Origin of the sequence: Spiroplasma endosymbiont of Polydrusus formosus (assembly GCF_964263245.1) — a bacterium.
Taxonomy (GTDB): domain Bacteria; phylum Bacillota_I; class Bacilli_A; order Mycoplasmatales; family Mycoplasmataceae; genus Spiroplasma.
On record NZ_OZ181656.1, the window covers coordinates 1210588 to 1225787 of the forward strand.

The 15200-nt window shown below is 23.6% G+C and carries 19 protein-coding genes and 1 tRNA gene; 18 read left to right on the forward strand and 2 right to left on the reverse strand.

The features are described from left to right. Positions 1 to 1466 precede the first annotated feature (1466 nt). The 14 genes from ACE38S_RS06345 to ACE38S_RS06410 all read left to right on the forward strand — a co-directional run bounded on the left by ACE38S_RS06345 (position 1467) and on the right by ACE38S_RS06410 (position 10211). Positions 1467 to 1664 (forward strand): hypothetical protein, encoded by a 198-nt coding sequence (locus tag ACE38S_RS06345; RefSeq protein WP_374696875.1) that lies wholly within the window; start codon positions 1467 to 1469, stop codon positions 1662 to 1664. A gap of 53 nt (positions 1665 to 1717) precedes the next feature. Then, positions 1718 to 1876, forward strand: a complete 159-nt coding sequence (locus tag ACE38S_RS06350; protein WP_374696876.1) for a hypothetical protein — start codon at positions 1718 to 1720, stop codon at positions 1874 to 1876. Next, positions 1837 to 2181 (forward strand): hypothetical protein, encoded by a 345-nt coding sequence (locus tag ACE38S_RS06355; protein ID WP_374696877.1) that lies wholly within the window; start codon positions 1837 to 1839, stop codon positions 2179 to 2181. Before ACE38S_RS06350 ends, ACE38S_RS06355 begins: the two co-directional genes overlap by 40 nt. Positions 2182 to 2218: 37 nt before the next feature. Then, a complete protein-coding gene (locus tag ACE38S_RS06360; protein ID WP_374696878.1) occupies positions 2219 to 2428 on the forward strand; it encodes a hypothetical protein in 210 nt (69 codons plus the stop codon). A 599-nt stretch (positions 2429 to 3027) separates the two neighbouring features. Continuing rightward, positions 3028 to 3171 carry a hypothetical protein gene (locus ACE38S_RS06365; protein WP_374696879.1) on the forward strand — a complete coding sequence of 48 codons (144 nt, stop codon included), beginning with the start codon at positions 3028 to 3030 and terminating at the stop codon, positions 3169 to 3171. An 810-nt stretch (positions 3172 to 3981) separates the two neighbouring features. Next, positions 3982 to 4176, forward strand: a complete 195-nt coding sequence (locus ACE38S_RS06370; RefSeq protein ID WP_374696880.1) for a hypothetical protein — start codon at positions 3982 to 3984, stop codon at positions 4174 to 4176. 39 nt (positions 4177 to 4215) lie between these two features. After that, positions 4216 to 4359, forward strand: a complete 144-nt coding sequence (locus ACE38S_RS06375) for a hypothetical protein (RefSeq protein ID WP_374696881.1) — start codon at positions 4216 to 4218, stop codon at positions 4357 to 4359. A gap of 11 nt (positions 4360 to 4370) precedes the next feature. Further along, complete coding sequence (locus ACE38S_RS06380; protein WP_374696882.1) at positions 4371 to 5150, forward strand: hypothetical protein; 780 nt, start codon at positions 4371 to 4373, stop codon at positions 5148 to 5150. Between the two features lie 15 nt (positions 5151 to 5165). Further along, on the forward strand, positions 5166 to 5435 hold the full coding sequence (locus tag ACE38S_RS06385; protein ID WP_374696883.1) for a hypothetical protein: 270 nt from the start codon (positions 5166 to 5168) through the stop codon (positions 5433 to 5435). A gap of 844 nt (positions 5436 to 6279) precedes the next feature. Continuing rightward, positions 6280 to 6531: a hypothetical protein gene (locus ACE38S_RS06390; RefSeq protein WP_374696884.1), complete on the forward strand. Its 252-nt coding sequence runs from the start codon at positions 6280 to 6282 to the stop codon at positions 6529 to 6531. Positions 6532 to 6573: 42 nt separating this feature from the next. Then, positions 6574 to 6798: a hypothetical protein gene (locus ACE38S_RS06395; RefSeq protein WP_374696885.1), complete on the forward strand. Its 225-nt coding sequence runs from the start codon at positions 6574 to 6576 to the stop codon at positions 6796 to 6798. Between the two features lie 1231 nt (positions 6799 to 8029). Beyond that, positions 8030 to 8224 (forward strand): hypothetical protein, encoded by a 195-nt coding sequence (locus ACE38S_RS06400; RefSeq protein ID WP_374696703.1) that lies wholly within the window; start codon positions 8030 to 8032, stop codon positions 8222 to 8224. 90 nt (positions 8225 to 8314) lie between these two features. Then, positions 8315 to 8509: a hypothetical protein gene (locus tag ACE38S_RS06405; RefSeq protein ID WP_374696886.1), complete on the forward strand. Its 195-nt coding sequence runs from the start codon at positions 8315 to 8317 to the stop codon at positions 8507 to 8509. An 820-nt stretch (positions 8510 to 9329) separates the two neighbouring features. Next, positions 9330 to 10211: a hypothetical protein gene (locus ACE38S_RS06410; RefSeq protein WP_374696887.1), complete on the forward strand. Its 882-nt coding sequence runs from the start codon at positions 9330 to 9332 to the stop codon at positions 10209 to 10211. A 374-nt stretch (positions 10212 to 10585) separates the two neighbouring features. On the opposite strand, the gene ACE38S_RS06415 is transcribed toward ACE38S_RS06410, so the two are convergent. Next, positions 10586 to 10876: a hypothetical protein gene (locus ACE38S_RS06415; RefSeq protein WP_374696888.1), complete on the reverse strand. Its 291-nt coding sequence runs from the start codon at positions 10874 to 10876 to the stop codon at positions 10586 to 10588. A 158-nt stretch (positions 10877 to 11034) separates the two neighbouring features. Then, positions 11035 to 11202: a hypothetical protein gene (locus tag ACE38S_RS06420; protein WP_374696889.1), complete on the reverse strand. Its 168-nt coding sequence runs from the start codon at positions 11200 to 11202 to the stop codon at positions 11035 to 11037. Between the two features lie 705 nt (positions 11203 to 11907). Between ACE38S_RS06420 and ACE38S_RS06425 the strand changes: the two genes are divergently transcribed. The 4 genes from ACE38S_RS06425 to tig all read left to right on the forward strand — a co-directional run bounded on the left by ACE38S_RS06425 (position 11908) and on the right by tig (position 15079). Beyond that, positions 11908 to 12579 (forward strand): ECF transporter S component, encoded by a 672-nt coding sequence (locus ACE38S_RS06425; protein ID WP_374696890.1) that lies wholly within the window; start codon positions 11908 to 11910, stop codon positions 12577 to 12579. Between the two features lie 98 nt (positions 12580 to 12677). Next, positions 12678 to 12754, forward strand: a tRNA-Arg gene (locus ACE38S_RS06430). A 128-nt stretch (positions 12755 to 12882) separates the two neighbouring features. Further along, positions 12883 to 13641 carry a DUF3196 family protein gene (locus tag ACE38S_RS06435; RefSeq protein ID WP_374696891.1) on the forward strand — a complete coding sequence of 253 codons (759 nt, stop codon included), beginning with the start codon at positions 12883 to 12885 and terminating at the stop codon, positions 13639 to 13641. A 118-nt stretch (positions 13642 to 13759) separates the two neighbouring features. Continuing rightward, on the forward strand, positions 13760 to 15079 hold the full coding sequence (tig, locus tag ACE38S_RS06440) for a trigger factor (RefSeq protein ID WP_374696892.1): 1320 nt from the start codon (positions 13760 to 13762) through the stop codon (positions 15077 to 15079). Positions 15080 to 15200 lie beyond the last annotated feature (121 nt).

The window sequence follows — 15200 nt, forward strand, 5'->3', positions numbered from 1 at the left end:
ATTTACATTATTTTCGTTTAATTCTCTTTAGCCAGGACAACCATCATAAGCAAAATAAACTTTTATTTTATAAATATTTTAAAGTTTTTTCACTTATTAAATTCTTTATCACGATCAAATGTAATTGTTTTTATTGTGCCAGGTGGTTTGTTTAAAATAAATTTTATTATACTTTCTATGACATCTTTGCTTTTGCTAGTATTTAGTTACTAACAGGATTGATGTTTTAAATCATATATCAACCAAAGTTATAATTGCTATTTTATGGTTTTCACCAACTATAGTATCTCCTTCTAGATGACCAAAAACATTTATTGCTTTAATATTTGGAAATTCAATATTACGTTAAATAATTGTTCGACAATTATTAACTTTTCCACGGTTTTCTGTTTTATTATGTGGTTTATTTTTATCTTTTCGTAATAAATTTTCTTTATTAAAATTATAACGAGAAAAGTTAAACATAAATAAAGTCTTTGAACAGATAAAATCTTTGTCAATATTTCTTATTATATTTGTAATAATATCTGATGAAGTAGTGTTAATAATTAACTAAATAATTAATAATTTAAAGGTAAATTTTATTTAATGTTTTTTTTGCGACTATCTTTTTTGTTTTTATTACTATTTTAATAAATTTCAATTGGGTTTAAACCAATAATCAACATTTTATAAATTATATGGACAGTTTTTTACTTTGATTTATTTCATAAGATGTTTTTTTAATTGTAAATTGTAAATGCAAATATAGCACTTTATTCTTTTTCGATAAAGTGCTTTTTATTTTGTAAAAAATAATTATATTTATTGGATCAAATCTTTAAAACTTAATATTTTGATGATGAAAGATTGATAACTCATCTATGGTGCAAAGCTTTAAAGAAAGTGTGAAAGCGATTGGGTTTACTTCCTGTTTATTTCTTTAATTTTCGGCAAGATTAATCACTTGCGAAATATTATAGCATGTGTTTTTGGGCTTGTTTTCATAAAAAGAGTGTTGTTAAACCAAAAAAAAACAATACATGACACTAAAAAACAAGATGATTGTAACTCCAAAAAATTATTTTCTTTATATAAATTTGTCTAGGAATGTATGAAGTTATAATTAATAATTGGGTAAACTGTTGTTTGTTTCCGTACGGGATAAACTTTATATTTAGATAAAGTTTTAGTATCGCCACCCACCACCCACCTATGAAGTGATGTGGGTGGTGGGTGGCGATTTAACTAATTAAATAAAAATATAAATATTCTTACTAAATATCAAAATATTAACCAACAAAAGGATTTTCTGTTTATTTAAAAAGATAAATAAACAGAAAGGAAAAGACTACAATCATTTTAGTAACTACTAATAAAAATTACTTACTATTTTTTTAATTATATTTTTTTCTTTACGATTTAAATACCCCGTTGGATAGGTTTCAATAAGTTGGGTCATATTTATGTTGATTTTAAAATAAAATATGGCACAAAATCCACAAAGAATATTTGGTGATATCGCTAACAAAGCAACACAAAAAGAGTGTGAAGCATTTGACCAATGATATTTACAAACTTATCAACAAAAATTTAGTTGAGAAGCTTTATTTGCATGAAAAGAAGCCAACAAATTTGGTTTAACATATAAAAAAAGAAAAATATTAAATATAACGAAGGTTTAGGGGCGAACGGACAAATATTTAATACCGATGATAATTTATTAAAATATTCAACAGTGGAATTTGAAGATGGAATTGTTGAATTAGATACCATTTTAACTTTTGCTCGTAAATTAGACCCCGTAGAAAGTGATTTTAATCCCCTAATCTTTGGGCTGCTGATATTGAGCAAGCAATGGACACTGAAGTTGCTTACAAACGCAATAAAATTTTAGATATTATTAACAAAGGAACAGTTACCACTATCCAAGGACAAAAAGCAGATGATACAAGTGCTTTACAAATTCATGATGAAATGATTGATAAAATATATGAAAATGGCTTTACTCCATCAGAAACAGTTGTCTTAGGTTCCGCTGATTTTATTCGTGGAATTCGTAATAAATTACAGTTACAACTTGGAGCAAACAACCAAATAAATAGCATAATAACAAAAAGTGGGGCAATGAAAACTGTTGAAGGAACAACATACTATGTGGTTCCTAAAAAATTACCAATTATTAATAAAGATGGTTCATAAAAAACGATTGAATTATTATCAAATGGTGTTAATATAATTGCCTTTAAATTTAGCAAAAAATATGACCCGCTTATATTATACGCAAAAAAGACCACACTCCGTTAAGGGTTGGGGCGGCGGCATTAGGAACTGGGATGGTAATACTTTAATTATGGAAAGAGTTTTATATTTAGGTGGCGCGGTAGTTGAAGCAAAAGGAATTATTAAACATATTGTTGTCAAAATTGATATTAGTTGTTGGAATTAATAAATCAGATAAACCAACCGTTCATATCTCATACCAAACAAAAACAATATCCGAACAATTAAAATCGCAATTTAAAGATATTGCTTAAAAGCAGGAAAAGCCATAAATAATTATTTAACTGAAAATGATTTTTATTGCTATATTAAAACCAAAAGCAAAGATTAACCAATTGATATTTATAAACGATAAAATTATTAAAGTTCAAATTGATGGTAAAAATAAAGATACTGATCAAACAAATCCGATTTATGTTAAAATTAAAAATTATTAATTAGTATTTAAAAATAGTACTTTTTCGTTTCGGATAAGATATGCCACTTGATCGGAACATCTAAAAGAATCCCTATTTATGCTGTTAAAAACAGTTACCAACAATATTATCTGCTAAACAACAAGAAAAAAGTTTTGGTTTACAATTATTATAATTTTTAGGAATACAAGTTTTAGTCCTTGATTTATCGGTTTTAATTGGTGAAATTGCTTCGGCTGTTGGATTAGAAGCAAAATTAGATAATTTTGCTTCAGCATTTATCTCATTTGGAATAGAAAAAGCAACCGATTTTGTCGTAAATAAAATATATGATAAATTAACCTCAGAAGTGACAGCAAAAAGTACTGCCTTAAATTTATTACCAGCAATTAGTGGTGTTGGTAAATTAACACGCGCGGCTCGAACAACTATAATTTTAAAATTAGCAAAAGAAAACCAAACTACTTGAAAAATTAGGTGTAATAACTGCTAATAACTTAGAGGACATTGTCAAACAAGTTACTGGTAAAAAGATTTTATCTGATAAATTAATATTTGATTTTACAAAACAGGTTAATAATAAAACTTTATTATATACAATTGGTAAATTAGCCGTAATGATTTTTATAAAGGTTTTAAAGTTTCTAAACTAAACACAATTAATAGTTTATTAAAAATTGAAAAAATTTTCAAAAAATAAGTCCGACATTAGTTCAAAAACACCCAACGTAAATGAAAAAATGCTAATAAATGACTATCTGAATATGAATTAAATATTTTGCATCAAACACAAATTAAATTAAATAAAATTTAAATCATTTAAACCCAAATTTTTATCTTCAAAAAGTAACTAAAAAATTATTAGCCCCAATTGAAAAACAAATAATTACGATTAAAAAAAGTAATTAATAAAATTACAAAGAAAACTAAAAAAATATTATATAAATTTGAAAATAATGCTATTAAAAAAAGGGGGACAATTATTACCTTTCGCTTATGGTTATGATGTTTTTTTAGCAATTAAAATTGTTCCTTTATCTATTTTCGAATGAAGTTGCTTTAACAATATATTATAAAAACCATAAATATACTCCAATTGTTGTTATGACGACTTTAATAAAAGCAGAACAGTTTATTTTAACAAAAGAACCATTTGTATATTATATGCATAGTTAGTGATTTATTGGTTGAGGTTTTACAAAAACAAGTTTGTTTAATTTAAGTTTCTTTTGCACTACTTGCTTATCAACAAGTAATAAAATATAATTTTAAAATATATCGAACAATTGCTAAGATATTAAAATTGCAAGAACAATTTAAAAATAACTTTACTAATAAAGATAAACTAGTACAAACACTAGAAGATAGCGTATTTACTAATTTATTAGATAATGAAATACCATTTCAAACATACAAACAACTAATAACAAATCAAGATTTAAGCAAAATAATTAAAACAAAGACAATGTCAAGTAGTAAAAAAGTTTATCTTAAATAAAATCAAAACAAAAGAAAGCAATGATAAGGAGATGATTAAATGTTAAATGAATTATGAGAAAATGTTACTTTGGAAAATTATAATAATTTTAATCCAATAACAGGAAAAATTATCCAAATTCCGTTCGTTATAATAAATTATTTAAAGGTGATGTCGAATTATGATTTAAAACTTTTGCTTTAAGAGCTGAAAATATGATTAATTCATATTTAAACTATCCCTTTACAAAGTTAAAGTTTGAAACATTTAAAGACCAATTATTAAAGAAAATTTGTATTAATATGGTATTTATTACGGTTGAACATTGAACATTTAACCGGATTCCAATTGAATTCTTTACTTCAGCAAATATGAGTGTTGGTGCTATTAGCTATTCTTCACAAAATGATCCAATGGCAACATGACAAGGTTTATTACCTACTTACGCAAAATCATTGGCTAATCTAACAACTTTAAAGAAAATGTTTCGTTCTTTTCAAGAAGAAGGTATTAATTTAACAATGATTGATTTAGAAGCATATTATACCCAGTTAGAAGTTGATACATTACTAGATAAGATTGTTATAGAAAAGATTAAAGATGAAAAACTTGCAAAAATAAAAGAAGAAATCTTAAATGAATTGAAAAATTTAATTACTGATTTAATTCCAGTTGTTTCAAAATGAGAAGTTGTTGACACCAACGATTTTGTACCAAACAGTGATCATTCTTATGATATTAAAAATTATGATAAAGATAATTATATTTACCAAGTTTTTGTTCAAAATAATGAAAATAATCCAACTGGCGGATATGGCGGTATGGTTACAACACATCCTAAATTTTCGTTTTCTGTTAAAGTTCCAATTGAAACAAATGATGGATTATATTTTTTTGTATCATTTTTTCAAGGGAGAATTATATCATATAAAGATAAACGCGGAACACCCGCTAAAATTCAATCATTATATATTCAAAGAAAAAAAGTAATTTAGAAGGGAGATGATTTTATGTCAAAAGCAACTATTAAAGATGTAATTATGTTTTTGAAAATCTTTGGAGTTTCATCCTTGTTTTTTATTGCCGGAATTATTATTTGTTTTTTGGGCCCTACTAAATTAGGGATTGCTTGACCTACATATGTAATTATTGGTGCAATGCTTAATAGTTTTGGGGTAATTGTTTTAATTATTGAAACAATTAGATTTATCAAAACACATAAAAAAGAACAAAAACAAGACAGCATTGAAGATGTTATTAAAAAAGAAGAAACAAAATAAAGAATTGTTATAAACAGATGTTGTTACCAACAAAAAAGAAATTTTAAAAAGAATATGATAAACTGCACCCCTATAAAAATTTAGCAAAATTTTTTTATTTTACTTATTTTTTGGGCGCAGTTTATGGAACTCATTTTAAATCAATATATCGTTGAAATTTATATAAACAAGAAACCAATTTAATTTTAGATGAAAACAGCAATGTAAAAGTTAAAGTTTTATAAAAAAATAGATTTAATGTCTATTTTTTTTATTTTGTCTTAATTGTAATTTTAATAAGGTTTTTACTTTTATTTATAATTCCTAAAACGTTTTGGTTAGAAAAAACATCTATTGTTATATTTTTATAATTGTCCTAAAGGTCCCAAAGAGTTTTTAAAGCACCTTTTAATTGATTGAATATTACTTTTTCAAATCTAATTTTAATTTTACATCATTAGTATAATATGCTTGTAAATATGTTTATGTAAGTTTGCCATTACCATTATTAGATAATTTTGTTATTTGCAATAAAAAAGTAAATTATATATTTGATCCTTGTGATTTATTTGTTTAATATAAATTTGAATAATCTTTACTTGGTAAATCACACGTAACACCCTTAGTATATTTTGTTTCATTATTATTTATTTTTAAATTTGTCGTTTGTGTATACACAAACGACAAATTTAAATCTTGTTGAATTATTAACTAGATAACACTTTTATTGAAATGATTTATAAAAAAATTATTTATTTTGTGTAGGGAATAAAACAGTAAAAAATCTGTTTTTATGATAAAAGTTCTAAATTTAGAGATACCATCCGATAAATAATACAAATAAATTTATATTAAAAAACAATTATTGTGAGATTGTTTTTGATGGTTCACCGTACGGGGACGCCATTTTAATATTACAAGTAGATTTAAAAAATTATATCCCTATCAAAATAAAAATAAGGAAAATATAGAAGCATATCATAAAGCCGTTGATTATTTTTATAATGATAAATATGAAGAATTATTACAATGTTTACAATATAGTAAACACTTTATAAGTGATTATAAATTAGATTTTTTTAATAAAACTATTAAATTAATTAAAAATAATAAATAAGGAGCCATAAATCAAACACTATGAAATAATGTTGGTTGTCATATGGAGGATGATATTTTTCATTATTTAAAAGGCACTATTATTAAAAAAACAATTTATAGCAAAAAAAAAACTATTATAAATAAATTAAATGCTAGTATGATGGGATTAAAAAATAAAATTGATTTATTTAATATTAGTGAACAACTATTAGAAGAAAATAAATTTAATTATTCAGTTAATAATTTTGTAAATAATAATTTACAACCAAGTTTATATTTTTATTAGTTTTATATAAGAAATTAAATAATTTTAATAAAAATGTATTATTGTTATGGAAAAATTTAAAAAATATAAAAAATATATTGACAATAAAATTAAAAGTAATACATTATAATTAAGTAAGTGGTATATTATTTCACAATTTATAAGGTATTAATTTAAAACCCCAAAATAATTTATGCGACCTAATTTTTTATTTATTATGTTACAATTTAAGTATTAATTATTAGCAAATTAATTTAACTAAAAAAGTAAAGTTATTTTTTTATTTTGATGTAAAATATAGATAATAAAAAAATAACTTTACCAAGTTCTTTCGTACATTTTTCTACTTATATTTAACCATATAATTTTTATGATTACAATTTAGTATAAAAAGGAGTAAAAATTAAATAATTTAATCCAAAAACAGCAAGTTTACGAACATTTGAGCGTAAAATAGAGCAGTTTTGACGTGATAAATTACTTATATAATATTTTTTATTTATATACTTTGAATGATTTAACCAATAAATTCAACCTTTCTCGCAAGTTAAGATATGATAGTTACGCGAGTGATAATATAATTTCTTTATTTGAAAAACAAGTTGATAAAATAGAAAGTTAACTTATTAAACGGATGGTTAAACTTCAGAAGATACTAGGTTATATTAATAGCGTCGCATTTAATCATAAGTATTCACTGCAAGAAAAACAATCGGAACAAGAATTAAACTTAAATAATCAATAGCCAATAATTATTAATTTACAAACGAATATCAGAGATATTAAAAAAGAAAGTGATAATAATGCTTAATAATTTTACTTATTTGTTAGAAACTCTTTATTGGTTATTACAAAATAGTAGTATTGGCAATAAATATCCGCATTTACCAAGAAATATGAATTAGTTAATTAAATTAATCAAATCGGTACACAACGTAGTGGTTAGACTATATCAAATATTAAAATGTTTGGTTGAATTATTAAAAATTAATTTATTAATTAAAGAACCAATTTGTATAATCGCTAGTGTGTATCGGAGTAAACCTTTAAAAGGTAGTATATTTCAAAATATATGAAATACGTTGGATGAAAATAATATACCTTATACTATTAATTTATCAAAATTTATTTTTACTTTATCAAATGATAGCAAAATATATTGTAAAAATTTGCATTCACCAAGTCGAAAATAAAAATTAAAAGCATTTGTTGATTTGAATAAATATAAATTAGTTATTGATTGAAGAAAAGAATGTGACCAATTTCAAAAAAAGATTTAAGTGATTTAGATTTTGTTATTAGTGGTTATAAAAATAAAATAACAATTAATACATGTAATCCTGAAAGTTTAAAACGATATATTGTTGGTTATTGTAATGAATTATTATCTTTTAATGAAGAAATAATTCATAGTAAATATGAAAAAATTAAATATATTAAAAAATAAAATATGAAAATTATTATTCATTATTCTAGTTGAAAACTTAATTATTAATTACCATAAGATAAAGTTAATGATCGATTAAGATTGTAACAATTGGATATTGAAAGAACAAAAGTGTGGAGTTGATGATTTCCTGACAACACTAGTTGATCAATCTTTGCAAGGCATATTTATATTATGCAAGTAACCGATATTATTCAACCAACGAAATTATTGGGTGGTGTTAATATTGCTAATGCTGCTAGTCCAAAACGACATACAACAGCAGCTAGTTTTTTGATTATTTAATGAATTTGATAAAAAAAGCTTATAAAGTATCAGAATATACGCATTCAAATGCTACTCAACAATTTAAAAATGAATTATAACAAGTAAAAGATATTTTAGAATTTTATAACAATCAATTAAATCAATACTTTAAATTAATACAACAAGGAATATCAATAAATGTTGATGATAGTGCTTATTCAACATTACAAAGTTTAAATCAAAAGAAATATAATTACTCTTTTGGGCAATATATGACATTTAAACCAGCACAAAAACAGAAATTTAAAATAAGAAACCGTATTGAAGTATTTACAATGTTAATAAATACAAACCAATTAAAATTATTATGATAAAAATGTTATGCAAGTAAAACACAATATTAATTAATTAAATGAGAAGATAAACCAAATGCCAGAGAAGAAAAATGCTAAACTTATATGGTGATATATTTGATAGTGATTTTTATACTTTACATTTTGAATTAATATAAATGGTTAAATATAATAGTTCAGCAGATTATAAATTATAACAACAAAGGGAGTTAATAACTTAATAAAAAAAAGATATTCATGTAAATACATGATGATCGCGTAATAAATGCAAAAGACCATATATGTCTGTTTGTGAATAAGTTAAAAACTTTGTCAAGATGTAAATTGTGCTAACATAATTATTTCTTTATTAGTAATAATAGTTGTTAATTTAAATAATTTATCGGTTAATCGACAACGAATTAAAGAAAATCGTGAAAAGATAAATTAAATTTACATAAATTATTATTTTACGGTAAAATTGAAATACATCATCGAATTATTATTAGAAGAATAGGGGATCAAATATGACACAACAAAATAATTTTTGAGCAGATGTTGAAAAAGGGATGATTAATTATTTGATAAAATATATTAATCTTTTTGAAAAAGACTACGGAAAAGATACGGCCGAAAAAAATCCAAAAATAGAAGCTTTTTTAGCGGGAGCAAAGTTTAAAATTAATTTTGAGGATTTATTTAATTTTGTTAAAACCGAAATAAAATCATTATTTGACGATATTAGAACAGAATATTTGCAAGATAAAAAACCCGAGGAAATTGATCAGAAAAAAGTTACTACTTTAATTGAAGTAAGTAAGTTATTTAATGCGATTATTCCATTACCACGGTTTTTAAATGATTTTATTACTAGTGCAAAAGAAGATAGTCCCATTGATTTAAATAAACTTTTTGTCAATATGATGAAAGTTGAAGTTGGGGAATTGACAAAAATTTATGATGATGAAATTAAAGGTCTTGATGAAGCTATTGATAAATGTATCACAGATATTAATAATACTAATGATGCCTTAGAAATTTGAAATTTAGTAAATCAACTAGGTTTCTTTTTACAAAGAGATATTATTTTAACTGATTTTTCGGTTGAAAAAGAAGATGAAAAATTAAAAGCACAATTAGAAAATATTAATCAAATTGAAAAAAATTATAATGAAGGAAAAATCAAGTTACAAGAATTTAATAAAGAAAAAATTATTGAAGAGGTACAAGCTTGTTATGATTTTGTCATTGGATTAACACCAAAAAAACGCATTGAAATTACCGTTAAGATAACCGAATATCGAAATAAAGTTGTCCCATTAGTTCAAATTATTAAATGTTTACATGATTTATTAATGAACATTCTAAAATCAACAAATATTATCAATAGCACAAAATGTAAACTATAATATGATGTGCAACAAATCAACTTAGAAATGAGTTGGTTTTTTAATGTGTATACTGTAAAACTAAATAATAAAAAGTTAATAAAATTATAACAAATTACAATTTACAATTATTAAAATTACCAACAACTTTATTATCATTAAAACATTTTTTTATTAAAAATATAATTATAAAGGTTTTTCTTTATTTTTTTAACTGTCCCTGGATTAACAACAAATTTTAAGACACTTTTTATATGGACTGTTGTTTTCTAAATTCAACAGGGTATTAAATAATTTAAACTACCATGAATTCAAATATTGTTATATCAATGCACAAAGTCAAATAATTTGTATTTTAATTGGGTTAAATTTATAAATTTTTGCCTCTTAACAAATTATTTTTTAAAACTTTTGTAAATTGTTTCAGCCCCAGCATTATCATAAAGATAGCTTTTATTGCTTAATGATTGTTTGGTGTTAAAAATATTTAAGGTATTATCAATGATTTTATTTTTAAATTCATTACTCCAGTTATTATGAAATAACGTAATTTGTTTTAATGGTATTGTAATTGAATAAAAGGTTTCTTGCACTAGTTGTATTGTTTTATTTGTCTCGACACTATAGCCAATTATTTCACGATTAAACAAGTCAATCAACAAACAAAGGATAATGTCAAATGTCATTTAACACCACCTTGAACATATGTTAAATCACTAACAACAACTTCATTGGGTTGTGTTTTATTATTAATTATTAAATTCACAGTTTAAAACGTTGCTAATTTCGTCGTTATTAACCACCAACTTATGATTACAATATTTTAATTTGGTATATTTAGATACTAACTAATTTTTAATCATAATTTGATGAATTTTTCTTCGCGATAAGATAATATCTTTCTGATTAAAAAATCTTTAATTTTACAAGATCCATAAATTTTGGCGATTATCATTATAATAAATGCATTGATAATTTCTTGTTCATAATTATTAACATCAACCATAGCCACATTTATTAATTTTTATAGTAATATGTTGATTTTACTATCTTTAATTTTAATCCTCTTTGACCAATTTTTCGCACAGAATATTTTTCTTTATTATTGTTAATAATTTCTATTTTTTGCCAATTATCAGCGCCGCTTGCTTTAAAAGGTTGTTTTTCATTTATAATTATATTAATTATTTTCGCAAGGCAATCAGTTAATTTTCTTCAACAGTGCGATTATCTTTTGCTTTAAAAAATCCAGAATTATGAAATTTTTCAATTAACTGATATATAGTTGATTTTGACACCTTATATTATTTAAAAATTTCAAGAATTGTTTTGCCATTTTGATAAAGTAAAACAATTTGTTTTTTAAATTCATATATCGATGAATTTCTTCCCTATTTTTATATTCTTACTTTCTTCATAATTATATTTTTTTTGAAAGTCCACATAAATATAATTCAACTTATTGGAACTTATACATTAATTTAATTTTACAATTCAGGTAATTATAAGTTTATATGGAGTTATTTTTAACAATTAAATCCGTAATTATTTTGAAAAATTTATATTTGTTATTATTGCTATTTGAAAGGATAATATATAATTTTTTTTATTTACTGACCGAATATTATTTTAGGTATCAGATTAACAATAATATTGGAACATAGTTTTTTACTTTGCTATATTTTAAAAATAATTTATAATTAAGCAAGGTGATAATATGCAAACAAAATTAAAAAATTTATTGTACTTAGATACAAAAAGAGTCGTAGCAGTGGCGATTGTTGTTGCTTTATATGTGTTATTGTCATGAATAAGTAAAATATTAAATTTAGCAGTTTTTCCAGTTATGCCATTTTTAAAAATTGAATTAACTGATTTTTTAATATTATTAACTGTTTGTTTGTTTGGTATTATTTATGCTTCTTTTTTAACAATTAGTGTGAGTTGATTACGAATTCTTTATTTAGGGGATAGTCCAATTGATGCATTTGCTCTAATGTTAGCAGATTTAATCTTTTTATTTATTTTTTTATTAGGAGATATTTTTGTTAACAGGATTATTAATTGTTTGATTAAAGATTGTGCTTCAAAGAAAATTGATTATTTAATTACAATAATTAATGTTACTATCGCAACAATTGCGGTGTCATTTTTAATGACTTTATTTAATTTATTATTTATTTGTGATATGTATGCTAATTTCTTACATTTTCCAAGTGAGACAGTGCAATGATTTAAAAGTATTTTAATTCCAGTAGTTATTCCTTTTAATTTATTGAAATTTAGTTTTAATAGTGCTATTTTTATTGTAATTTATAGGGCAGTAATCCATCTCAAAAAACAATTTGTTATTACAAGATCAACAAAAAAAAAAAAAACAAAAGAATAATTACATGATTACAATATTATTGATGAAATTTATTTTTAAAAAATCAAAATTATTTTATTGAAAATAAACTTTAATTTGTGTTATTATTCTTATGGTATGCCCACGTAGCTCAGTAGGAGAGAGCATGCGCCTTCTAAGTGTAGGGTCGGGAGTTCGAATCTCTCCGTGGGCGCCATTTTTTAAATTGTAATTAAGTTAAAAAACCTTATTTAAAACCTTATTTAAGTTTTTAAATAAGGTTTTATTTTTTAAAATTGTTATAATAAATATAAATGATAAATTCATGGCAGGAGGACTTATTAAATGGAAACACCATTAAATTATTATGATGAGTTAATTGATGAAATTAAGGAATTAATTAATAATAATGATTATGATGGAGCCTTTATAAAAATTAATGATGAATTAATGATGCCGTATGTTCCACAACATATTGAAAAAAAATTAAAAATCTTGTTACAAGAAGTTAATGCGAAAATCCGTGAACAAAAACCTAGCGAAACGACTGTTTGAACATTAGCAAAAATTAGTGCTATTTTAGCAAATCCACTTGATGAAGAAACACAATTATTAGCTTTTCAATATTTAAAAGATCAAAATTTACGTCAAATTCTGCCAGTTATTCGTAAATATTTCCTTAATAAAAATGTTTCTAATTTTGCTAAAATTTATTTATTATATCTTTTAAAAAAACAAGAAATTACTGAGGTATTTCAAGTTAAAAAAATAAATGGTGTTTTTAATTTAGATCCAACCAAAATTATTCTATATAAAGATAGTGACCAGGTTAAAGTTGTTATGAAATTATTAGATCAATTAGTTTATAACGATAATCCTGGTTTATACCATACTTGCTTGTATTTATTAGAAACATATTATTATAATTTATATCCTTATTTTTTAGAACATAATGAAACAAGAGAATTAGCGATTTCTATTATATATCAAGGGCATCGGATGTATGGAGAAAACATAACATTACAAGTGTTGGCTGATCAATTTAAAGTGCAAAATGAAATAGTGAAAAAATATGTTATTTATTTTGATCAAAAACACCCTTAAAATATTTATGATTGAAAAAAAGCCTTAGGGGACAAAATAAAAATTAGCAAAAAGGTTATTTAAAACCATTCTTTTTGCTATAATTAATTATATGCAATAATTAATTAAGGAGTATAGTATGAAATTTAGAGCTGAAATAATCGAGAGTAAAGGAATTGGAAGATGGTATGTAACCATTGATGGTACAGAATGATCCAATTGTATTAAAAAGGCCCAAAATAAAGCAGGAGAACAATTACAAGTTCCTGGTTTTCGTAAAGGGAAAGTACCAGCTAATTTATTAAAGAAACATTTAACGGAAGAAAAAATTTTAGATGCAGCGCATCATTTAGTTGTTAATGAGGCCTATAAATTTGCGTTTGATCAAAAATCAGATATTGATCCATTTTCTTCTCCTGTTTCAAGTGTTAAAAAAATTAGTATAGCAGTATATATTCTACAATTAGAATTTGATTTAAAACCAAAAGTTGAAATTAGTAAATATACTGGTTTTGCTGATGAGCACTTAAAAAAAGAAAAAATTGAAATAAAAGAAAAAGATATTGAAGATAATATTAATCAAATTCGTAATCGTTTTGCTGTTTTTAAAGCAAAAACAGAAAAAAAAGGAGAATCAGAAGTAACAGGGAAAATTGCTAAAGGTGATACCGTAATTTTTGACTTTGAAGGTTTTGTTAATGGAAAACAATTTAAAGGTGGCAAAGCAACAGATTTTACCTTGGAAATTGGTAGCAATCAATTTATTCCAGGTTTTGAAAACACCATGATTGGTTTAAAAGCTGGGGAAAAAACATCAATTAATGTTACTTTCCCTGCGGATTATCATGTTGAAGAATTGCGTTCAGTTGCTGCTGTTTTTAAATTAAATATTAAAGAGGTTAAAGAAAAAGTATTACCACTATTAAATGATGATTTAGCAAAAGACGTTAATATAAAAGGAATTGATACATTAACCAAGTTAAAAACGTATGTTAAAAATAATATTTATGAACAATCAATCAAACAAGAATATGATCATTTTATTGGCCATTTATTCCTTTTAATTGCTGAGGATTCAAAGATTACTTTACCAGAGTCAATTGTTCGAAAAGAAACAAATCAATTAAAACATGAATTTGAGCAAAAATTGCGAGGACAACAAATGAATATCAAAACTTATAAGAAACGAACAGGAATGTCTGAAAAAGATATTTTTGATGAGTTATTTAAAGATGCTAAAAATCGATTAGAAAATAATATTATTATTGATGCTGTTGTTCAAAAAGAAAAAATTACTGCAACTGAAGCAGAAATTAATGAACAATATGAGAAATTAGGAAAACAATTTGTGATTGACGGGAAAACATTAAAAGAAACGAAATTAGTGTCTGATCAACAAGTAAAAGAACAAGTTATTCATAATAAGGTGTTTTCTTTTTTATATGAAAATAACGGATAATAAAAACTAACAAAAAATGTTTATTTTTATATCGGTAGGAGATTAGATTGTAAAGGTGCTGAATTTCCTGTTTTTTGTGGTATAATGTTGATATTATTAAGTATTAAAACCATCATTCCTT